19 protein-coding genes are annotated in these 20802 nt (G+C 66.4%); 5 read left to right on the top strand and 14 right to left on the bottom strand.

Annotated elements, in window-relative coordinates; all coding sequences use genetic code 11:
* Positions 1-309: 309 nt before the first annotated feature.
* From GPX89_RS08805 to GPX89_RS08795, 3 genes are all read right to left on the bottom strand, one after another.
* Positions 310-1020: a hypothetical protein gene (locus GPX89_RS08805; RefSeq protein ID WP_157386702.1), complete on the bottom strand. Its 711-nt coding sequence runs from the start codon at positions 1018-1020 to the stop codon at positions 310-312.
* 310 nt (positions 1021-1330) lie between these two features.
* Entirely contained in the window at positions 1331-3160 is a 1830-nt protein-coding gene (locus GPX89_RS08800; protein ID WP_157386701.1) for a multicopper oxidase family protein, read from the bottom strand.
* Positions 3161-3291: 131 nt separating this feature from the next.
* Positions 3292-3645 carry a hypothetical protein gene (locus tag GPX89_RS08795; protein ID WP_157386700.1) on the bottom strand — a complete coding sequence of 118 codons (354 nt, stop codon included), beginning with the start codon at positions 3643-3645 and terminating at the stop codon, positions 3292-3294.
* Here GPX89_RS08795 and GPX89_RS08790 point away from each other — a divergent pair.
* Positions 3623-4789, top strand: coding sequence for a decaprenyl-phosphate phosphoribosyltransferase (locus tag GPX89_RS08790; protein ID WP_198347311.1), 1167 nt, complete (start codon positions 3623-3625; stop codon positions 4787-4789). The genes GPX89_RS08795 and GPX89_RS08790 overlap by 23 nt on opposite strands.
* Positions 4790-5431: 642 nt before the next feature.
* Here the strand turns inward: GPX89_RS08790 and GPX89_RS08785 are convergent.
* Complete coding sequence (locus tag GPX89_RS08785) at positions 5432-5767, bottom strand: hypothetical protein (protein ID WP_157386698.1); 336 nt, start codon at positions 5765-5767, stop codon at positions 5432-5434.
* A 311-nt stretch (positions 5768-6078) separates the two neighbouring features.
* Positions 6079-6348, bottom strand: coding sequence for a hypothetical protein (locus GPX89_RS08780; protein WP_157386697.1), 270 nt, complete (start codon positions 6346-6348; stop codon positions 6079-6081).
* Positions 6349-6757: 409 nt separating this feature from the next.
* On the opposite strand from GPX89_RS08780, the gene GPX89_RS08775 reads away from it, so the two are divergent.
* Both GPX89_RS08775 and GPX89_RS08770 read left to right on the top strand, forming a co-directional pair.
* Positions 6758-8047: a DUF1254 domain-containing protein gene (locus tag GPX89_RS08775; protein ID WP_198347310.1), complete on the top strand. Its 1290-nt coding sequence runs from the start codon at positions 6758-6760 to the stop codon at positions 8045-8047.
* Between the two features lie 411 nt (positions 8048-8458).
* Entirely contained in the window at positions 8459-8977 is a 519-nt protein-coding gene (locus GPX89_RS08770) for a DUF6630 family protein (protein ID WP_157386695.1), read from the top strand.
* A 213-nt stretch (positions 8978-9190) separates the two neighbouring features.
* On the opposite strand, the gene GPX89_RS45810 is transcribed toward GPX89_RS08770, so the two are convergent.
* Positions 9191-9769 carry a DapH/DapD/GlmU-related protein gene (locus tag GPX89_RS45810; protein ID WP_157386694.1) on the bottom strand — a complete coding sequence of 193 codons (579 nt, stop codon included), beginning with the start codon at positions 9767-9769 and terminating at the stop codon, positions 9191-9193.
* Positions 9770-9914: 145 nt separating this feature from the next.
* Between GPX89_RS45810 and GPX89_RS08760 the strand changes: the two genes are divergently transcribed.
* On the top strand, positions 9915-10331 hold the full coding sequence (locus GPX89_RS08760; protein WP_157386693.1) for a hypothetical protein: 417 nt from the start codon (positions 9915-9917) through the stop codon (positions 10329-10331).
* Between the two features lie 278 nt (positions 10332-10609).
* Here the strand turns inward: GPX89_RS08760 and GPX89_RS08755 are convergent, their stop codons facing one another.
* From GPX89_RS08755 to GPX89_RS45360, 4 genes are read right to left on the bottom strand one after another with little or no spacing between them, the layout of a single operon-like run.
* Complete coding sequence (locus GPX89_RS08755) at positions 10610-12385, bottom strand: glycosyltransferase family 2 protein (RefSeq protein ID WP_157386692.1); 1776 nt, start codon at positions 12383-12385, stop codon at positions 10610-10612.
* Positions 12386-12393: 8 nt separating this feature from the next.
* Positions 12394-13329: a glycoside hydrolase family 16 protein gene (locus GPX89_RS45805; protein WP_157386691.1), complete on the bottom strand. Its 936-nt coding sequence runs from the start codon at positions 13327-13329 to the stop codon at positions 12394-12396.
* Positions 13330-14634 (bottom strand): hypothetical protein, encoded by a 1305-nt coding sequence (locus GPX89_RS08745; RefSeq protein WP_157386690.1) that lies wholly within the window; start codon positions 14632-14634, stop codon positions 13330-13332.
* Positions 14631-15440 carry a WecB/TagA/CpsF family glycosyltransferase gene (locus GPX89_RS45360; protein WP_157386689.1) on the bottom strand — a complete coding sequence of 270 codons (810 nt, stop codon included), beginning with the start codon at positions 15438-15440 and terminating at the stop codon, positions 14631-14633. Before GPX89_RS45360 ends, GPX89_RS08745 begins: the two co-directional genes overlap by 4 nt.
* Positions 15441-15554: 114 nt before the next feature.
* Between GPX89_RS45360 and GPX89_RS08735 the strand changes: the two genes are divergently transcribed.
* Positions 15555-16520 (top strand): GDP-L-fucose synthase family protein, encoded by a 966-nt coding sequence (locus GPX89_RS08735; RefSeq protein ID WP_235946981.1) that lies wholly within the window; start codon positions 15555-15557, stop codon positions 16518-16520.
* On the opposite strand, the gene gmd is transcribed toward GPX89_RS08735, so the two are convergent.
* The 4 genes from gmd to GPX89_RS08715 form a co-directional block, all read right to left on the bottom strand.
* Positions 16508-17542, bottom strand: coding sequence for a GDP-mannose 4,6-dehydratase (gene gmd / locus GPX89_RS08730; protein WP_157386687.1), 1035 nt, complete (start codon positions 17540-17542; stop codon positions 16508-16510). The genes GPX89_RS08735 and gmd overlap by 13 nt on opposite strands.
* Positions 17524-18792, bottom strand: a complete 1269-nt coding sequence (locus GPX89_RS08725; RefSeq protein ID WP_328601612.1) for a glycosyltransferase family 4 protein — start codon at positions 18790-18792, stop codon at positions 17524-17526. The genes gmd and GPX89_RS08725 overlap by 19 nt, the downstream gene beginning before the upstream one ends.
* Before the next feature lie 79 nt (positions 18793-18871).
* Entirely contained in the window at positions 18872-19765 is an 894-nt protein-coding gene (locus tag GPX89_RS08720; RefSeq protein ID WP_157386685.1) for a glycosyltransferase family 2 protein, read from the bottom strand.
* A 34-nt stretch (positions 19766-19799) separates the two neighbouring features.
* The gene (locus GPX89_RS08715) at positions 19800-20786 is read right to left on the bottom strand and encodes a hypothetical protein (protein ID WP_157386684.1); all 987 of its coding nucleotides are present in this window, start codon (positions 20784-20786) and stop codon (positions 19800-19802) included.
* Positions 20787-20802: the final 16 nt, after the last annotated feature.

Raw genomic sequence — 20802 nt, 5'->3', positions numbered from 1 at the left:
CGAATCGGTCGAATTACCGGAGGCTTCGTGGTTACCGTCGATCGAACCATCGAGATACATTTCATCGTGCACAGGGTATCTCCGTCACCACCCGTCGGGAGCGACGGGCATTTGCAATAAAGAGTCCCGCCCCGGGGCCCGGCCTCAGCTTCCCGGGATCACCGCCAACCCGAAGCCAGGTTCGTGTAACACTCGGTATGTTACCCCGAAGTACGTTGCCTTATCGGGTAATTCGGAGAGCTGTTGACCTTGTTTCCCGTTTCCCGACATCTCACAGCGCGGAGCTGCGCGAACTGTCAGAAGTCACAGTCAAAAGAGCACTCCGCGTATGCACTCACCGGTGACCAGTTCGCGATCTCCGTATTGGACCGCCGCCGGATCCCATTGCGCGCCCATCCCTTCGACGAAGGATCGCGCGACATCCAGATCGGCCAGGTCGGCGACCAGGACGAGCGAGTCGTCCGCGGTGATCCAGCCGCCGCCCAGACGGTCGCGGGCCACCGGATCGGCGAGCAGGGCGTCCTGCAGCCGGGCGCGGTCGATGCCCGGAACCCGGATGCGGAATCCGTCGGTCTGCGCGTCGGTCGAGGGCAGATAGGCCAGACCCAGCTCGGAGTCCAGGTTGTGGCGGCCACGCAGGTCGTCGGCCATCCAGCACAGGTTTTCGTTACTGGTGCAGGCCAATTCGAATCGGCGGGCGGCCTGGTAGGTGAGCTGCCGGGTCTGCTCGGACCAGTGCACGCCCTGGACGAGCTCGGAGTGGACCGCGACGCCGAGCTCGAGCACCGCGGTCGCGTTCACCTCGGCGTCGAACACGGTCAGCGGGTCGGACAGCCGGGCGTCCGCGGGATCGGTGATGACGTCCGCGCTCGAGGTCGCCAGCAGTTCGGCCATGGGCCGCAACGGATCTCCGGGCACGCACGGCCCGAACGCGGCGGCCGGGCCCGACCCCACGGTGAGCATGCCGCCGACGAGGGCGAACACGGCGAGGACGGTGGCAAGCATTCGCGCAGTGATCATTTCGGCGATCACCTCTCCCGAGAGGGTTGAGAACTCGAACAACGCCGGGCATTGGGATTGTAAGCGCTCACAGGTGTTCGTCGAGGATGGTCGCGAGCATGGCGAGGGCGTGCGGGGTGGTCATTTCGTCGTGGGTGACCTCGATGTACCGGCATCGCAGCATCGGTGTCGCGCGGGAACACAGTGACCAGCGAATGCGGCGGCAGCGCGAAATCACCCGGGCCCGTCCGCAGTTCGAGAGCGCCGTTGCCCCTACAGATACATAGTGCGCCGAACGAGAGGTCGTTAATCGAGTAGCGGTGTACTCGAATCAGGGCAGCACCCGGATCTGCTGCATCATGTCGTGGTCGGCGTGGTCGAGGTTGTGGCAGTGCCAGACGTAACCGCGGATCTGCTCGTCGTCCGAAAGCTGTTCGGCGTCATGCATTCCGGTGGGTGAGATCGCCTCCGCACCGGGCGGCACGGCAACCGGCCGGTCGGGATCGAAGCCCATTTCCTCCACCGACGGCCAGCGCACCATGATCCGGGTGACCGTCTCGGTGGGGCATTCGACCGTATCCTTCCAGCCGAGCTCCCAGGCCGGCGGCAGCTGCTCGGAACCCACGGCGTAGGCGTCGGCCGGGGGCGCCCAGCGAGTACCGAAGGCGGGCGGAGGATTCGCGGCCCAATAGGCGGCGGCATTGATGGGCAGGCGGCTGAGCACGCGCATCCGGGCGAGGTGGATGTGGACGGGGTGGTCGAAGGCGGTGGTATTGACGATGTCCCAGCGTTCGGTGGTGCCCGCGCGCGTCATATCGATGTCGGTGCCCAGGAAGGGCAGGTTGTTCAGCACGCCCATGCCGGGGAAGACCGCGGCCGCACGGGCGGGGTCGTTGTAACCCATCATGGTCATGGTGCGCACCGTCTCCGGTGAATAGCTGGGCTCCAAGGTATCCGGCAGGCCCGCGCCCCCGCGCAGCACCGGCGGAACCGCGGCGGGCGGGCCGTCACCGGCGACGGTGAACCGCATGATGTCGCGGACGGCGGGAATCATGAAGATGCTGTTGCCGAGATCGTTGAGCGCGACATTGAGCAGGTCCACCACCTCGCCGTCGCGCAGCGGGCCGAAATCCACCAGCAGGTCCACCCGCTCGCCCGGGCTCACCCGGATCGTCGGCGTGATCACGGGTGCGTCGAGCAGCCCGAGGTCGCCGCCGATCGCGAAGAACGGCATGCCGTTGGAGAGCGTGAAAAGGTATGGCCGCGAATTGGATCCGTTGAGCACCCGGAATCGGTACACGGTGCGGCGCACCTCCAGACGCGGCCACACGACGCCGTTGACGCACGCCACGTCGCCGAGCTGACCGGACTGGTTGTAACCCGTGGGCAGATACCACGCCACCATCGGCTGCAAGGTGCCGTCGGCATTGAACGTGCGATCCTGCACGATGAGCGGGATCTCGAACTCCCCGCTGGGCAGGCCGATCGGATTGTCGTCGGCGCCGGTATCGAATTCGTCCCGCAGGTAGTACATCCCGGCCAGCCCGGCTTGAATATTGAGCCTGCTGATTCCCATCGTGTGGTCGTGATACCAGAGCCCCGCCGCCTCTTGCCGATTCGAGTACTCGAACCGCGGCCCGCCGCCATTGCGCCAGCCGATCAGCGGATGCCCATCCGAATCCGGCCGATTCGTCCCCCCGTGCAGGTGCACGGTGAACCGCGGATCGGTCCGATCCAGCTCGGTCACCCCGTGCATGGTCAGATCCACATGCTGGGCGAGCACGTGCGTGCCCAACTCGTTCCGAAACCCGATGTGCGCCACCTGATCCCGCCGGGCTTCCAGAGTCGGCCCCAGCACCGGACGCTCGAACCCCCAACTCCGCGTCTCCGGCAGATCCCGATGGTAGCGATGCGTCCCCGACATCGCCGCCAACTCCCCTGCCGCCGAGACGGTTTCGATGATCGGCAACGGATCGACGAAGGGCTCCAACGTCGGCGAATGATAGTTCAACGGTGTGACCGGCAGTGAAGGCAACGACGGAATCGGCAGCGACGGAGGCGGAACCGCCACGGGATCGGCCCCCGCCCGCCCCGCCATCCCGATCCCCGCGATCCCCAACGCACCCAGTAGGAATCCTCGTCGCGGCAGCTTCGCATCCATGATCAGTCGGCTCTTCCCCCGGACCACCCTTTAGAGCCCGGCCCGCCCCCATTGTTATCCGACTGGACCGTCGACCGACCCAATACCACCGAATCGATCCTCAAACCTCGAGCGGAGTGGCAGTTGTGTTCTCACCCGATGTCGTTCGACCAGTCGTGAAGATCCTCGACATACCAGGAGTGCCGCTGGTCCTCCCACGCCCGCATATCCGGATACCGGTCACCGCAATACCGACGCACCATATGGGCAGCCAACGCCTCCCGCTCGGCATCATCGGCCAACACGATCGTCTCCCGCCCCACCCGAATCTCGAACCCCCCATCGTCGAGCCGACGAGCCGACGACTCGCCACCCTTCGACTCGTGCCCGCCCGCCGCATCCAGGTACGCGGAATAGATGGCACGGTAGTCGAATCGGCCCTCCCGATCATGAATCTGATCGAGCCAGGCATCGAACTTCTCCATGCTCGCGATTAGATCACGCATTTCCACGACCGTCGGTTACGCCGCCACGATCCGAATCTACGCGGCAGCGGATCGGCTGGTTCGACGCCGAGACATACAGGTGACTGTTTGGGAGTATGGCGTCGGCGGTGTCGCGGGTCGACGCGATCGCGGAGCCGTCGAAGCGCACTGCTCGTCGCGCGGAAAGCGATTCCGCCACAGGAACAGTCAGGTTGATATGAGCGAAGAGCCGACCACCATCGAACTCGACGAGGCCGCCTTCACCGGACCGCCCAAGACCCTGACCAGCGGCCTGGTCAAAGCCCTGCGGCCACGTCAGTGGGTGAAGAACGTGCTGGTGCTGGCCGCACCGCTGGCGGCGGGCACGATTCCGGGCACCGACACCCTCGCCATCTCCGATCTCACCCGCGATCTGCACATCGGTATCGCGTTCGTGGTGTTCTGCCTGGCCGCGTCGGGCATCTACCTGGTCAACGACTCGCTCGACGTGGACGCCGACCGAGCGCATCCGACCAAACGCTACCGGCCGATCGCCGCCGGAGTGGTTCCGATACGTCTGGCCTACGCGCTGTCAGCACTGCTGCTGACCGCCTCGATCCTGATCTCGTTCGTGGCGACATGGCAGCTGGCGGTGGTGATGGCCGCTTACGTCGGCATCCAGCTGGCCTACTGCTTCGGTCTCAAGCATCAGGCCGTCCTCGACATCTGCATCGTGTCCTCGGGCTTCCTGCTGCGCGCGGTCGCCGGCGGCGCGGCCGCGAATATCCGTCTGTCGCAATGGTTCCTGCTGATAGCGGCCTTCGGCTCACTGTTCATGGCCGCGGGCAAACGCTATGCCGAGTTGAAAATCGCACTGGACACCGGCGCCAAAATCCGCAAGTCGTTGCAGTACTACACCCCCACCTACCTACGTTTCGTCTGGACCTTATCGGGCACGGCAGTCGTGGTCTTCTACGGACTGTGGGCATTCGAGCCCGACCACAAGGACAACCCGTGGTTCGCAATCTCCATGATCCCCTTCACAATCAGCATCCTGCGCTACGCAGTCGACATCGACGGCGCCGGAGCCGGCGAACCCGAAGAGATCGTGCTCGCCGACCGCACCCTCCAGTCCTTGGCCCTGGCGTGTATCGCCACAACCGGTATAGCCGTCTACCTCACCTGACCACGATCTCGGCCCGCACACATGCCGAACTTGCCGGCGGAGTTGGATCCCGAAGTGGTGCAGCAGCGTTGGCTCGGGTACGCCCGGTCGCGTTGCTAGCCGACCCGGTACCGGCGTACAGCCTCACCCCGGTGGGAAGGGGTCGAATCCGGGCCGGGCCCACCCCGAGCGCGAACCCCACCACCGCGCAATCACCGGGTGGACTCACACAAACGCTCGGCCACCATCGAAACCGTCGGCACCGAGCAGCCCTGAGCGCCAACCACGACCAGGTTCTGTAAGGGCATGCGGGCTTGGACTATTCGCCGTTGGAGCCGCGGCCTGGAAGGGCGCGGCGTTGTACTACATGGGCTTCCCGATCGACTCGAAGCTACGGCGCAAGTTCGCAGCCGTCTCGAGCCTGGCTGAAATCGAAGGACCTTGTGGGACAACTCGATCCGAGCATCCTCTTCCCCGTGGACGAAGCCACCGGTCCGCGCGGCCGAGGTCATGCACAGCGGCGGCTGACAGCTCCACGAGGATTGGGCGGACACCTCTCCGGCTGGGATGAGACGGCTGAAATCAGCCTGGGTTTCCCGGGAATGCGAACGGCCGCGCACCTCTGGGGTGCGCGGCCGTTTCACCGATCCGCTTGGTGCGGGATCAGGGCAGGACCTGGGGGACGACGGACGGGTTCGTCGCGCCGACGAGAGCACCGATCAGTCCGCCGGCGAGCGCGCCGGTGGCGCTACCCACGGCCGGCACCGCCGAACCAACGGCCAATCCCACGAGCGCGCCGCCGGCGGCGCCATTCATCACCGGATCCGAGTTCGCCGCGTCCGGATTTGTGGTGACCGGCTGCAGGTCGATGCCCGCCGACACCGGCTGCAACTGCGGAGCTTCCGCGACCGGAGCGGCCTGTGCGTTGCCCGCGAACGCGATGGTGGCCGCGACCGGCAGCACGGCCAGCAGACCAGCAGAAAGGACCCGACGCTTCATGAATTTCCTCCACATCCCCGGCATCGATCCGGACTGAACCGAATGCCCACACAACTACGTCGATACTTCGTATCGGATGCGGTGCCACTAGATCAACGTCGAATAAGGGAGTGTGGCTCGAATCACTGTGCGGGAGCGCAAATTCGGTCACCGACCGGGAAATTCCCGATTCACGAGCAGGAGCCCAGCACCGACCGAAGGGCACAGCCCCCTCATCGTCGGTAAGTTGACCCCGGTTGCACGGTCCGCAGAGTGACCCACACAGACCAACTCCCGCACCCCAACAAGGACCTGACCGAAAGTGCGCCTACCTAGAGCGGAAGTTCAGCTGACGCTTCGCACTCTGCGAAATAGCGATCGAGCAGATCGAACAGCACATCGAGGAGGTGGGTCTCCTGTTCGGGAGTGAGATCGGTGACGAAATCCCACTCGGGCAGCGCGATCTGCGCGATCAACCCAGACCAGCCGAAGCTGCTTTGGCGACGAAGATGATCGGCCAGGAGCCAGTCACGAAAACCCTCCAGCCCTCGGCCTCCCGATCGACGTGCGGCGTAGTCGTAGCCATCGAGGAAACACGTCACCCCACGAAAACTGGTCGACAATATCCCCGGAGAACGTGCTCGGCGCACGGCCCAGCTAGACCGCGGCAGTGTCCTGTATTCGGCTGGTTCAGTGCATTCGCCGGCGGGCACCGCGACCGTCCCGAACCGAGCGATCAATCGGCAATTGAGGATGTTCGTAGCCTGAGACGCGAGCGCGGAGTGTTCCGGTGGGGCGAGCGTGGGGGTTTAACCTCGAATATGCCGCAGTTATCTGGTGGCAAATCTGGTTGGTTCGATCGTGGCGAGCCCATGAGGAGGGCCTGTGAGTTCGAGAGCTGGTCGAGGAAAGATTCTCGCCGTCGTGGTCGGTGCAGCGGTACTCGCACTGGGTATGGCCGCGTGTTCGAAGAGTTCGTCGTCGGGGTCGGGTGTGAGCGAGGAGGCGGCGATGAAGGCGTACGTGTACAGCTATCCGCTGGTGTCGGTGGAGGTGACGCGGCGGCAGTCGACGAACGTGGCGCACCCGGCGGCGAGCGGAGAAGCGCCGATGAATCAGTTCGGGAATCTGGCGTTCCTGCCCGACGCGTCCTTCACCAATGTGGTCCGTGCGAATGTCGACACCCTGTATTCGTCGATGTTCTACGACGTGTCCAAAGAGCCGTTGGTGATCAGTGTTCCGGATATGGGCGAGCGGTATCACCTGTTCCCGATCATGGACATGTGGACCAATGTGCAGGCGTCACCGGGTACCCGGACCCTCGGCGCGGGGCACGCCTACCAGTTCGCCATCACCGGACCGAACTGGCATGGTGCCCTCCCCGACGGGGTGCACGAGTACAAGATGCCCACCGACGGCGGCTGGATCATCGGCCGCATCCAGGTCAACGGCCCCGATGACATTCCCGCGGTCACCGCGATCCAGCAGCAGCTGACCGCCGCGCCGCTGAGCGCCTACGGCACCGCGTACACGCCGCCGGAAAACACTGACCTGCACCAAGATTGGCCGGTCGGCCAAGAGGTCGCGAAATACATTCACAACCTGAGCCCGCAGCAGTACTGGGATCTCTACTATTCGAGCCTGTCGCACAACCAGCCCCGCCCCGAGGACAAGGACGTGCTCGATGAGCTGGCCAAGGCCAGCTGGACGCCGGACAAGAAACTCGACTTCTCGACGCTGTCGGATTCCGACCGCAAGACCTGGGAGGACGCCTGGCCTAAAGCATTGAAGCAGATCGAGGTCGATCTCGGCGGTAAGCCGGTCAACGGCTGGAATATCGCCCGCACCGGCATGGGCACCTACGGCATCGACTTCGACCGGCGCGCGCTGGTCGCGCATGGCGGTCTGGGAGCGAACCTGCCCGAGGACGCGATCTATCCCAACACCCGCATCGACGCCACCGGCGCGAACCTGACCTCCGACCGCAACTACGTGCTGCACTTCTCCGCCAATGAGATCCCGCCCGTGCAGGCGTTCTGGTCACTGACCATGTACAACGACAAGGGCTTCTTCGTCGCCAACCCGATCAACCGCTACGCGGTGCGAGGCGAGCAGATGCGCAAGAACCCCGACGGCTCGCTCGATGTCTACATCCAGCGCGAAAACCCCGGCCCGGAAAAGGAATCCAACTGGCTGCCCGCCCCGGACTCGGGTGATTTCAACCTGATGCTGCGGTTGTACTGGCCCGACACCAAGATCATTGACGGCACTTGGAACCCGCCCGGCGTCAAAACAGCCTGACCTTCGGTGGTGACCAGCACGATCACGCTGGTCACCACACGGAAATCGGTGCGGGACGTCCGGGGCAGGTCAGTTCGCTACGGCCAGTTGATCTTCCGCCGTGCCGCGCTGGCCGCTACGGTCAGCGCGGCATGCGGCAAGAGCGGATGCTCACGCGAGCAGCTTGGCAGCAAGATCATCCGACCTAATCCCGCACTATCGCAGCGGAATTGACCTTCTGACGCCGCATGGCGGCGGAAAGTGCGAGATTAGGCCGGTTTCCGAAACTCGGCAACGTAGTGCGTTCTTCGACGCGGGGACGGTGGGCTCGAGATCAAAACCGGTCGGCCCCAGCGAGCTTCAGGGCCGACCGTTCGGCCGCTTCGAACCGCTGCTCGCGGCATGTCAGTGCGTCCGGCTAGATTCGGGGCCATGATCATCGGCGAGGAACAGCGTGCGGCACTGGCCGGAATCGTCGAACTGCTTGCACCCGATTTGGATTCGGCTCGCGAGCGATTGGAACAGCTGCTCGAGGATGCCGGGGAAGAAGACTACTTCACCCCGGAAGAGATGCTCATCGACTCCCTCTACGGATTCGACGAGGACGGTGAACCGTTCCGCAGCGGACTGACTTACTGTGACTGGAAATCGTACCCGGATGAGATCCGCGACTGGCTGCAGGATCTTCCAGCCTATCCACAAGGATTGGCCTGGGATTGGTGGGACTGGAGCACTGTTCGGGATTGGGATTCGAGCGATCTCCAGGACTTCCTGTGGCCCTTGGCTGATCGCTGCCTCGAACTTGGGGTCTCATTGATCGGGATCTATGTCGATGGCGATGGCTACACTCTCGGATTCCTGAAAAACGACAAGGTCGAGCGGTTCCTGGAGCTGGCCGCACTGGCAGAGGCACAGGTGCGCATCTATCGGTCGGGTTCACCGATGCCGTGACCTGCCCCAAGATCAACAGAGATCGATCGCCGCTATCAGCTCATCAGTCCCTGGTCGGATGTCGTGTAATCGGGGTGAGCGCGCGTTGCCGCGAAGTTGGTCGTGGGCCTAAACGTGCACTGAGGCAGTGGAATTGGCGGAAAACTGCCTTCCGGCAGCGAATTGTGCACGATAGGCCCACTGCACCGAAGGCGGAACCGCTGGTGCCTCGTGCTACCAGTCTCGGCGCACCGTGGCCTTGGGGCCGGCGACCAAGCTTCTCGCTGGTACGTCATCGGCCACGACCGCACCTGCGGCGACCACGGCGTCGCGCCCGATGCTGACGCCGGGCAGGATCGTTGCTCCGGCACCGATCCAGACGTTGTCCGCCACGTCGATCGGTGCGCCGGTGAGGAATCGGCGCCGTTCCTCCGGGTCTACCGGGTGGCCCATGGTGATGAACGTGGCCTTCGGGCCGATCATCACGCCTTTGCCCAATCGGATACCGGCGTAGTCCAGGAAAGTGCATCCCTGATTGATGAATACGCGCTCGGCCAAGTCGAGGTGTAGTCCGTGGTCGGTGTAGAAGGGCGGGTAGATCGTGACTCCGGTTGGGAGAGGGCGGCCCAGGATCTGTTCGAGTAGGGCCGCCTTTCCGGTCTCGTCGTCGAAGGGCAGGACGTTGAGGCGGGAGGTCAATTCCGTGACCTGCACAACCCGCTCGTGCATCGCTTTGAACTCGGCCCCGAGGACCCGTTCGCCCTGGGCAAGGAGCTCGGCATCGTGGATCAGCATGAAGTTGTCGCTCGCCATCCCGCCATACTCGCGCATCCGACCGGCGAATGGACACTCGGCAGAAGGGGACACGGAGGCGGCCCCGAAATGCCCAGGGGCCGTTGCGCTTGGCGGAGTGATAACTCCGTCGCCGAGGATCGCGGTGTTGGCTACGTTCGGCGGCATGATCTATCCGGACCGGGAGTCGGCGGCGCGAGTGGCAGAGTTGGCTGGCATCGTGCACGAGAGCTGGATGCAGGACTGGCCTATCGAGGTATCCGATCAGGCCCGGCTCGATGAATTCATTGGTCTGCTGCTCGCGAACAAAGCCGAATGGGAGCTGAGTTTCTGGTTGGTGGACCTGGTCCTCGAATCCGCTGAAGATGATTTGGCCATCACGCCGGTGCAACACGATCAGTGGGAACGGACGGAGCCGTTGGTCGGCGCACTGGTTGCGGTGTGGGACGCCACGCACGCGCCAGGAATCGCGCTGAGACTCGAGTACTGGGCGTGCCTGGGGGCCTCCGCTCCCGAGGAGATGTTTCTCGTGAGTCCGCTGGTGCGGGAAGCTCGTCGCCGGATCGGTCATAGCGCCACATGAAGGGCGAGGCTCTCGGTTGCCACGGTCCGGGGCGCACGTCAGAGTTCGGGATCCGTAGTCCTGGTCCAGCTGGCTACCAGAAACCCCGCGTCGTGGCCGCTGAATCGGATATCAACTGGCCGTTGAGTTTCTGCTCTTCGGCCGCGCCGGCCAGCACCTGCCATGCCGCTCGTCCGGTCGCTTTCAGCGTCCGCCGGGTCGATTCGACGCGAGCGGCACGTGGGAGACTGCGGCGAAGTCACCATCGACGTGCCCGCGCCCCGGCGATTTCGGCGCGGCTATTCGGTTGAGCGGCTGGTGTTGTCGCGTTCCCAGCGGGCGGCACTGCGGGATGCTCGGCGGCGGGCCGCGAGGGCGGTGACGAGGTAGGTCGCGGCGTCGAAGGCCGAACGTGGTCCGGTGATCGTGCGGAGGATTGCGCGGGCGGTCGCCGGACCCGTGTTCGGGGTTCGCTCCGGATCGTGCTCGAGCAGTTCGGTGTTGCCCCGGTGGTGTCGGGTCAGGACGGTCAGCAGGCCGGTGAGGTCGGTGGGGGTGGTCCAGATCGACGGGTCGGTCTCGACGACCGTTTTCTCCGAGTCGTCGAATTGGGTGTCGACGAACATGTCGTCGCCGGTGACGTCGGGGAACTCGCCGAATCGCTTGTGGCCCTCGGCGTTCAGGCCGAAGACGCCTGCCCACCACAGGGCGTTCTGGTGGGCTGCCATCTTGCGGCGGGCGCGGTAGTAGCTGCGCACGATGGGGCTCGCGCCGCCGGAGTCGTAGCGGAACGACGGGCGCGCGGCGAGCACATCGCCGCGGGCGAGGCGGTCGAGGACCGCCAGCACGGTGGCCGCGGTGATCCTGATGTCGGCGTCGAGGTACAGGCGCGGCCACAATGTCGCGACGCTGTCACCGGTGTTGAGCGCCAGCGGTTTCGAGCCGACCGGCAGTTCGACGACCTGGACGCCGGGGATGGCGCGGGCCCGCTCGGCGGTGTCGTCGGTGCAGCCGTTGGCCACGACGATCAGTTCGAAGTAGCCGGCGACGACGGCCGCGCTCAACGGGCGCAGCGTGCGTTCGATCACGGCGGATTCGTCGTAGGCCGGGACGATGACCGCGCCTCGGCCGAGTTCACCGGAAAGCACTTCCGCCACAGGCGGTTTGGTTGCCTTCGGCAGGTCCTTCCACCGGTCCCTGCGCAACACGAACTCCAGGGTGCGGCGCTGGTCGGCATTGTAGGCACGCAACACCGCCGCGAGGGCGACGACCGCCCGGAACAACCCCGCGTACCAACGGCCGTGGTGCATTTCGACATAACGGACCCGGTTGACCTCCAACAGCGTCGCGAGCGCCGGGGACGTCCCCGAACCGCCCAGCCGATGCTGAACGACGGCCGACGGGGCGAATCGCACCACGTGCCCGCTCGTGCGGATCCGCCGGAAATACTCGGTCTCCTCCGAGTACAGGAAGAACTCCTCGTTCCACTCCCCCAGTTCGGCCGCCAGCGACCCGCGCACGAGCAGGCACGCGCCGGTGGCCCAGTCGACCTCGTGGGCCCGCTCGTAACTGCCCGCGCGATAGTCGAATTCCGACAGCCACGCCGGTCGCTCCCGCCAGATCCGGCTGCCGAACAGCGCGTCGCCGAAGGCCCGCGTCACCGACGGCTCACGGCACAGCGAGATGTGCGGCTTCCCCGCGGTGTCCAGGATCAGGGGCACCACGGCCCCGATGCCCGAGTCGCCGTCGAGCACGTCCGCCATCGCGGCGATGGCGCCGGGCCGCACCCGCAGATCCGGATTGAGAATCAGGACCGCGTCACAACTCCCGACATGCCTGAGCCCGATATTGATTCCGCCCGCGTAACCGAGATTCCCGCCCGAGGCCACGAATATGACCTCGGGATAGCCGCGCACGACATCGGCTGTCCCGTCGGCCGACTCGTTGTCGACCACGATGACCCGCAATTCGGTGTCACGCGCCTCGGCGCGCAAGTCGTCGAGCAGCAGCGGGATGTCGGTGGCGCTGTTGTAGGTCACGATGACGATCGAGATCGTGGTGACGCGCGAATTCATTTATCCCCCTATTGCTGCTGAAAGACCCGCAGATAATCCACATCGAGCTCGGCGGTCCGACTCAGATCGGCGAGCGTCGACCCCTCGTTGCGCTCCCAGTCGTTGTCGATCGTCATATTGAGAATCAGTTGCATCGGCCCGTTCTCGATCGCACCGGCATCGGTGAACTCGCCGCAGCGAACACCGTTGATGTACCAGGCGATGTGATCGGGTTCCCAGTCGACACCGAACCGCACCCAATCCTGCGCGTAGTCGCGCACCGGACAGGCGCCGTTGTCGGAGGGAGTCTTGTTGACGCGGTACGACTTCGACCGCCCGTCATAGGCGTAGGTCATGAACATGTTCTGCGGATTGCCGCCGAGCGCCTCGACGATGTCGATCTCGCTGCGGTACTCGTACTGCGGATTGGTCGGCAGCATCCAGAACGCCGTGAAGAATCCCGCCACCGCCGGAAACTTCACGCGGGCCTCGGTATAGCCGTAGGTGAAGGAGAACAGATACTTGTCACTGCGCGCATCGGGCCGCGCGGTCGAGAGCATCCCGCTCTTGTAGGTGCAGACCGACTGGAAACACGCCGGATCCGGCGACGGCGGAACCAGCGGCTCACCGACGAGCCGCGCGTACCCGCCACCGACCCGGACCTGCTCGGGCCGATAGGTCTCACGCCCGGAGTTGAAGCTGCTCGTGCAGCCGCCGAAATTCCAGTCGAAGCACGGCGTCAATTTCGTACGGTCGTAATCGGATCCGTCGAACTGCTCCTCGAAGATCACCTTCCACTTCTTGCCCGGCGCGGCGTCCGCCGGGGGCGGGGTGCAGGTGGCGGTGGTCATGGTCTCGGCGGTACAGGTGGTCGGGCCCTGATCGCGCGGCCCGACACATCCGGCCAGCACCAGCGCGACGGACAGGGAGAGCGACAGCATCGCCGCGAGTCGATCGATGCGCACTCAGCCACCCAAGGCCCGGACGACGGGAACACCGACGATGCCCGCGGTCGCGACGAACTGGAACGTCGCGAGCCCGGCCAGCGGCCAGGTCCGCGACAGCCTGCCGGTCCGCGCCACGGCGACGATCACCAGCACGCTCAGCATGGCGATCGGCAACTCGGCGTACTTCTGGTACAGCTGCGATCCCGGCGCGGTCACCACGGCCAGCGCCACCAGCGCCGCCGCCATGACCACCGCGGTCCGCCGCTCCAGCACGAAGAACACCGCGGCACAGGCGAACCCGCCGGCGAAGGCGAGCACGGCGAGCACCGGCGAACGCCCGTCCAGCGCCGGAAGCTTCCCGACCAGCGTCCACAGCACGCCACCGCGCCGCGAATCATCGGGGAATTTCGTTGCCGTGCTGCGGAAGACGAGGGCGGGGACGGCGACGACCACGCCGGTGACGATCTCGGCGGCCAGATGCGCCCGCACCGCGGCGGCATCGGCCACCGCCGCCAGCACCGGCACCGCGAAGATCGCCGCGACCGCGAAGGTGAACGCGATGGCCGTCCAACTCGGATTCGCGGCATTGAACTGCCGCATGGCCGGCGGAGTCAGCCCGCCCCACAACACGATCAGCCCGGCCAGCACCACCACACCGGGCACCGCGACCAGCGCGGCATCGCGCAGCGTCGCACGCCGAGCATGGCGCGGGCGCACCGGATCCACACACGACAACACCGCGGGCGCCAGCAACCAGACGAAGGTCTGCCGCGTCGCGATCGCCGCGGCGACGAGCACACCGACCGCGACCCGCCCCCGGGTCGTCGGGTCCGCGATCATCAGGATCATCGCCGCCATCGCGAACAGCAGCGCCGCGTCGTCGGTGAGCATCCACAGCGCCGACTGCCAGAAGTACGCCGACAGCAGCAGCGGCGCCACCGCGAGCGCGCACAGATACCAGGTCGGCACGGAGCGCGCGTACTGAACAGCAAGCCCCGCAAGGCATCCCGCGAACAGCGCGCCGACCACCTGGGTGCCGTGCTCACCGAGCCCGAGCGGCCCCGCGATCGCCGCGACCGCGAGGTGATAGAGCGGCCCGGTCGCGGTGTTCAGCCCGACGACATCGAGATGCGGGAACGATCCGCGAATCTGCAGCACCGACGGCCAATGGAAGGCCCGCTGGTCATTGCCGCCCGCGGTGACGATCACCCCGGTCGCGGCGATCACCGCGGCGAGCCCGACGACCAGGGCGAACGCGCCCGCCGCCGGCAGGTACGAACGACCTGTCGCGCGAGGGGAAATCGCCGCCCTGTCCCGGATCATGCCGATGCCGGCGCGGCCTCGAGTACGACCGCCGAGCGCTTCAAGCGCACCAGCGCCGGCGGCCCCTGCACCAGGTAGCGCCGGGCCAGCCGCCGCGGCTCCAGCATGAGCCGCCACGCCCACTCGCCACCGGCGTTGCTGACCCGTTCGGGCACCCGGGCGATCCGGCAGGCCAGGAAGTCGACGACCGCCCCGAACGCGAGCAGCGCCTTGGCGCCGGTCTGCGTCCCGTACTCGGCGATCCACCGCTCCTGACGCGGCTTCCCGAGACCCACGACCAGAATGTCGGCCTCGGCGGCCTTGATCTGCGCGGCAATCGCCTCGGACGCAACGCGATCGGTCAGCTCGGCCCGTTCGGGCGCCCACGTCCCCGCGACCTCGAGCCGCGGGAACTGTTCGGCGAGGGCGGGCAGCAGCAATTCGTGGGTTTCGGCGGTTCCGCCGAGGAACGCCACCCGCGCCCGCGCCTCGGCCGCGTGCTCGAGAATGGGCGTAATGAGATCGCTGCCCGACAGTTTCGGCCACTCCCGGCCGCTGCGGGCATTGGCGGTGCGCACCAACGGCATACCGTCGAGCAGGGTGAGCCAGCGCAATCCACCCGCGGGCGCGCCCACGGCCGTCCGCTCGTCCCAGGCGGCATCGTCGGCGAAATGATGGATGTGGTCGAGGTTGGCCGATACCACGGCGATCGGATCGGAATCCGAGAGCGCGGTGAAAACGAGCTCGAGCGCGGCATCACGATCGAGGAGATCCACGGGCACGTGTCCGACGAGCATTCGCGGCCAGGGCGGCGAGCATTCGTTCATCTGACCGATTGCCTTCCAAGAGATTTCGGCCTGACCGTACGACAGGGAGTATATCGATCCGGCCCGGCTTCGCACCCCGTACTCGCGACCGCGGACTCTGTCAGAATGGCGTTCATGCAATGGCACGGCGGGCCCCTCCCCCGCGATTCGCGAGTGTATGTCGCAGGACATCGCGGACTGGTCGGATCGGCGCTGTGGCGGCGTTTGCGCGCGGCGGGTTTCACCGATCTGGTCGGGCGTGACTCGGCCGAGCTGGATCTGCGCGACGCCCGGGCTACCGCCGAATTCTTCGCCGGGACAAGGCCGCACGCCGTGATCGACGCCGCCGCCCGGGTGGGCGGGATCGCGGCCAATGCGGCGCACGGCGCGGAGTTCCTCTCGGATAATCTGCGCATTCAGGTCAACCTGCTCGATGCCGCGGTCGCCACCGGCGTGCAACGGTTCCTGTTCCTCGGCTCGAGCTGCATCTATCCCAAGGCGGCCCCGGTGCCGATCCGGGAGGACGCCCTGTTCACCGGCCCGCTCGAGGTCACGAACGAGGGCTACGCCGTTGCGAAACTTGCTGGTATCACCCAGATCACCGCGATTCGCCGGCAGTACGGCCTGCCCTACATCAGCGCGCTGCCCACCAATGTCTACGGCCCCGGTGACAACTTCCACCCCGAGGCCAGTCATGTCGTGCCCGGTCTGATCCGCCGTTTTCACGAGGCCGCCCGCGACCACACGCCCGTCGTCCACTGCTGGGGCACGGGACTGCCGCTGCGGGAGTTCATCCACGCCGACGACCTCGCCGACGCGTGCCTGTTCCTGCTCGACAACTACGACGGCGACGGCCCGGTCAATGTCGGCACCGGCCAGGAGGTCACCGTGGCCGAGCTGGCGACGACGATCGCCGGGATCGCCGGGTTCCGGGGCGAAATCCACTGGGATACATCGCAACCGGACGGTACGTACCGGAAGCTGCTGGACGTCTCCCGGCTCACCGGCCTGGGCTGGGGCCCGCCCGCGATCGCCCTGCCCGACGGGTTGAAGGCGACCTACCACTGGTTCCTCGACAATCAGTCGAACTACCGAGGCTGACTCCAGACCGCACGGTCGGGTCGATCGATCCACACCGGCGACTCGGATTTCAAGACCTCGATATCGGCATCGACCATGAGCCGCGCCAACTCCGGGGCCCGGACCTTCGGATCCCAGCCGAGCGCCGCAGCGGCCTTCGACGCGTCACCGATCATCACATCCACCTCCGTCGGGCGCAGGTACCGGTCGTCGAAGCGGACATAGCGCTCCCAGTCGAGCCCGACCCGATCGAAGGCCATGGCCAGGAAGTCCCGCACGGAATACCCGCACCCGGTGGCGAGCACGTAATCGTCGGGCTCGTCCTGCTGCAGCATGCGCCACATGCCCTCGACGTATTCCGGGGCGTACCCCCAGTCCCGGATCGAGTCGACGCTGCCCAGCCACAGCTGCTCATCGAGCCCGGCGGCGATCCGCGCGACCGCACGGGTGATCTTGCGGGTCACGAAGGTCTCACCGCGGCGCGGTGATTCATGGTTGAACAGAATGCCGTTCACGGCGTAGATCCCGTACGCCTCGCGGTAGTTGCGGGTCGACCAGTAGGCGAACATCTTGGCCGTGCCGTAGGGCGACCGCGGATGCAGCGGCGTCAGCTCGTTCTGCGGCGGCGGCGACGAGCCGAACATCTCCGAACTCGACGCCTGGTAGAACCGGCAGTCCAGCCCGATCTGCCGAATCGCCTCCAGCAGCCGGATGGTCCCCAAACCGGTTGTCTCCGAGGTGTATTCGGGCTCATCGAAGCTGACCCGGACATGCGACTGCGCGGCCAGGTGGTAGATCTCGTCCGGCTGCAGCCGCTCGATGAGGTTCGCGAGCCGGGCGCTGTCGTTCAGTTCACCGTAGTGGGTGAACAGCCGCGCCTGCGGATCGTGCGGGTCGACATACAGGTGATCGATGCGCCTGGTGTTGAAGGTCGAGGCACGCCGGATGATCCCGTGCACCTCGTACCCCTTGCCGAGCAGCAGCTCGGCCAGATACGAACCGTCCTGACCGGTTATCCCGGTGATCAATGCGCGCTTGGCCATCCGACCGCCCTCCCCCGTGCGCGAGCCAACTCGATTATCCACTCCTCGTAGCTGTCCAGAGCGGCTTCGCTGTTCAGCATCGCTGTCGCGTATCGCCGTCCCGCCGCGCCGAACTCGGCGCCGAGCACCGGATCGGCGCCGATCCGGACCGCCTCGGCGAGCAGCAGCTCCGGACGGCCGCCGGGCACGACCACGCCCGCGCCCGAGGCGGTCATCTCCTGGGCGGTGTACCCGGCGGCCTCGGCGGCCGCGAGAATCGGCTTGCCGGAGGTGAAATACGACGTCAGCTTGCTGGGCACGGCCATCTGCGCCACGCCCGGCAGCTCATTGACCAGCAGCACGTCGGCAGCGCCGAGCGCCGACGGGAAATCCGCCTCGCTGACCGGCGGCAGGATCTCGAGGGTGGGCAGCCCGGCTCCGGCGGCCTCGATCCGGCGGCGCTGATTGCCGTCGCCCAGCAGCACGAATCGAACCGAGAGTCGGTCTCGCGCCGCCAATTCGGCGGCGGCGACGACGTTCTCGAGGCCCTGTTTGGTTCCGATGTTCCCGGCGTGCAGCACGACGAGCTCGTCCTCGGACCACCCGCGTGCGGCCCGGAACGCCGCGCTGGCCGCCGGATCGGGCGCGGGCACGTGGTTCCAGTTGCGGATGACCCGGATCCGCTCCCGCTCGACGCCCAGCTCACGCACCAGATCACCGCGCAGGCCGTCGTGGATCACCGCGACGCTGTCGGCGTGGCGGAAGGCGGCGGACTCCAGCGTGCGCACCCCGCGTGCGGCGGGCCGGGGCAGCGCCCCGGTCTCGACGACGCCTCGGCTGTACAGGTCGTGCACGAGCACCCCGACCGCCGGGGCACCGGGGGTCAGCCGGGCCCGGGCGACCGCCATGGCCGTGGCCAGCAGCGGCGGGGTGATGCACAGGATCACCTCCGGACGATGCCAGCGGGTCGTCACCGCCTGCAGTCCGAAGGTCAATTCCATTGCGGCACGGCCCCATCCGCGACCGGTCCGCGGCACGTGATGGTCCAGCCGACGCAACCGCACCCCGTCGGCGTCGACCTCGGCGCGAAAGGTCGTGGGCTCACCGGCCCGCCGCCACGCCGGGTAGTGCGTGACGCCGGTGAGCACCCGCACGTCATGGCCGCGGGCGGCCAGACCCACCGCGAGACCCGTTGTGTACGGCGCGATCCCGGTCGGCTCGGGGGCATAGTTGATCCCCAGGATCACCACCCTGACCGCACGACTCGACACGGTGTCCGACATTAGTGGCACGGACACCCGTCGGCGCGTCGACCGGTGTTCGGAGATCACCGGAACCTTGCCCACCGCGCTACCCGCTGGTCGCCGGGTTCGAACCGAGGTACCCGGACAGCTTGCGCACACCGCGGGCGGCGGTGATCCGCTGCCGTTCGGCATAGAGCTCCGCCACCGCGCGGCGGGCCTGCCAACGCTGCTGCGGGCCGAGATCGGATTCCGCTATCCAGCGCAGCCATTCGCGGCACTGCAGCGTGGTGGACAGGTGCGCCTGCCACTTCGGGACACCGAGCTTGCGCGCCATGACGGTCTGGCGGTCGTGCTGGAAATGCCGCCCGCCCAGCACCTCGTTCACATGTCCCCAGGGACCGGCCAGCGCCAGCTTCCCGGCGAAGACCTCGTCTTCGCGCAACATGTTCCGGCGCGCTATGCGGCGCACCGGATCGGAGCGGAACACGCCGTAGAGCGGATCGATCAGCAGGAAGCTCTCGTTGAGCAGCCGCAGCATCTCGGTGAAACGGACCACCGGATCATCGGAGCCCAGTGCGGTCCCGTCGTAGGGCGCGGTCCGGCTGACGCCGTCGGGACCCGTGTAGTCCAGCTGGGTGGTCACCAGCAGCAGTCTCGGGTCGGCGTCGAAGACCTCGAGACACCGGGACAGATAGTTCGGTTTCAGCCAGTCGTCGTCGCCGATCCACCGGAAGTAGGCGCCCTTGGCCAGATCGAGCGCGCCGACGAAGTTGTTCATCAATCCGACATTGACCGGGTTGCGGTGGTACACGATCCGGCTGTCCTGGTCCGCGAGGTCCCGGCAGACCTCCTCGGTGGCGTCGGTCGACGCGTTGTCGGAGATCACCAGTTCCAGATCCGCGTGATCCTGGGCGAGCACGGACGCCACGACATCCGGAATCCGTTCCGCCCCATTGCGAACCGGCAGTCCGACGGTGACGAGTGTGTGTGAGTTTCGCATGCGAGTCCCCTCCCGACTCAGTGGTCCCGAGCGTTCAGACACGCTCGAGCCAGATTTCACGCCAGAACGAGACGTACTCGCGCGGGCAGTTCGCGTGGTAGACGCCCTCGCAGAACACATCCTCGAGCACGATCGCCGGGGTCTTCATGATCACGAGCTCACCGGTCGTCTCGTCGAGACACCGGGTGATGCGTGCCTGCACCCGCGCGGTGCGTCCGCAGAAGCGCGCCGCCTCCTCTTCGAACCCCATGCCGCGATTGAGCCGGTGTTCGTTGAGGGTGAGCTCGATCTGCTCCTTGGACTTGATGCGCACCAGCTCGCCGGGCTGCAGATCCAGGTGGGCCACCGGGGTTTTGCCGACGGCGCGGCCGCGCACGAAACCCCATTCCGCGCCGCCGCGGAACTGGAGCCTGGCGGGCAGCACCCGCTTGCTCACCGCCTGCAGCCGGTTGAACGACGCGAAGAAGAAGGCCCGCAACGACTCGCGCACCGTGGCATTGCCGACCTGAACGTCCTCGACGTATTGCCGCACATCGCGGAAGGGCAGGCAGGTCGGCGCCGCGCGCATCATCTCGGTCGACTGGCAGGAGTATCTGTCGCGGCCGCTGTCGAGCGGCGGCTTGCGCGTATTGACCTCGAGCAGTTCGAGATCGATGCGGGTGCCATTGCTGGCCGTCGGCGGCGTGCCCGGCGCGACGCGCCTGAGCCACGCCTCTTTCCAGTACAGGCTGCACGCGGTCTGGCAGCCGCCGTGCGAGGTTCCGGCACAGCGCGCGCCGGTGAGGTGGACCGTGCTCGTCATCCGGTGCATTCCGGTGCGGCCGTAGGGATCACACACCTTGGTGGCGACCTTGTGGACGGTCAGCTGTTGTCCGCAGAACTCCAGCATCTCGGGCATGAACGGCAGATTGTCCAGCTCGCCGCGCTCGTCGAGGGTGGCGAGGATCTCGGCCGCGCTGCGGACCTCGACCAGATCGCCCACCCGCAATCCCGGTGTCGACTCGGCAACGGGTTGGATCATGCGATGGTTCTCCATA

Origin of the sequence: Nocardia terrae, assembly GCF_009760405.1 — a bacterium.
GTDB lineage: Bacteria > Actinomycetota > Actinomycetes > Mycobacteriales > Mycobacteriaceae > Nocardia > Nocardia terrae.
Note: the sequence above shows the minus strand (reverse complement) of the source record. Positions and strands in the feature narration are given on the sequence as shown.

Bases quoted from the DNA above. Each gene is read 5' to 3' on its own strand.
- GPX89_RS08805 (WP_157386702.1), bottom strand. From the start codon at position 1,020: ATGATCACTGCGCGAATGCTTGCCACCGTCCTCGCCGTGTTCGCCCTC.
- GPX89_RS08800 (WP_157386701.1), bottom strand. From the start codon at position 3,160: ATGGATGCGAAGCTGCCGCGACGAGGATTCCTACTGGGTGCGTTGGGG.
- GPX89_RS08790 (WP_198347311.1), top strand. From the start codon at position 3,623: ATGCTCGCGATTAGATCACGCATTTCCACGACCGTCGGTTACGCCGCC.
- GPX89_RS08795 (WP_157386700.1), bottom strand. From the start codon at position 3,645: ATGCGTGATCTAATCGCGAGCATGGAGAAGTTCGATGCCTGGCTCGAT.
- GPX89_RS08785 (WP_157386698.1), bottom strand. From the start codon at position 5,767: ATGAAGCGTCGGGTCCTTTCTGCTGGTCTGCTGGCCGTGCTGCCGGTC.
- GPX89_RS08775 (WP_198347310.1), top strand. From the start codon at position 6,758: ATGAAGGCGTACGTGTACAGCTATCCGCTGGTGTCGGTGGAGGTGACG.
- GPX89_RS08770 (WP_157386695.1), top strand. From the start codon at position 8,459: ATGATCATCGGCGAGGAACAGCGTGCGGCACTGGCCGGAATCGTCGAA.
- GPX89_RS45810 (WP_157386694.1), bottom strand. From the start codon at position 9,769: ATGGCGAGCGACAACTTCATGCTGATCCACGATGCCGAGCTCCTTGCC.
- GPX89_RS08760 (WP_157386693.1), top strand. From the start codon at position 9,915: ATGATCTATCCGGACCGGGAGTCGGCGGCGCGAGTGGCAGAGTTGGCT.
- GPX89_RS08755 (WP_157386692.1), bottom strand. From the start codon at position 12,385: ATGAATTCGCGCGTCACCACGATCTCGATCGTCATCGTGACCTACAAC.
- GPX89_RS08745 (WP_157386690.1), bottom strand. From the start codon at position 14,634: ATGATCCGGGACAGGGCGGCGATTTCCCCTCGCGCGACAGGTCGTTCG.
- GPX89_RS45360 (WP_157386689.1), bottom strand. From the start codon at position 15,440: ATGAACGAATGCTCGCCGCCCTGGCCGCGAATGCTCGTCGGACACGTG.
- GPX89_RS08735 (WP_235946981.1), top strand. From the start codon at position 15,555: ATGCAATGGCACGGCGGGCCCCTCCCCCGCGATTCGCGAGTGTATGTC.
- gmd (WP_157386687.1), bottom strand. From the start codon at position 17,542: ATGGCCAAGCGCGCATTGATCACCGGGATAACCGGTCAGGACGGTTCG.
- GPX89_RS08720 (WP_157386685.1), bottom strand. From the start codon at position 19,765: ATGCGAAACTCACACACACTCGTCACCGTCGGACTGCCGGTTCGCAAT.
- GPX89_RS08715 (WP_157386684.1), bottom strand. From the start codon at position 20,786: ATGATCCAACCCGTTGCCGAGTCGACACCGGGATTGCGGGTGGGCGAT.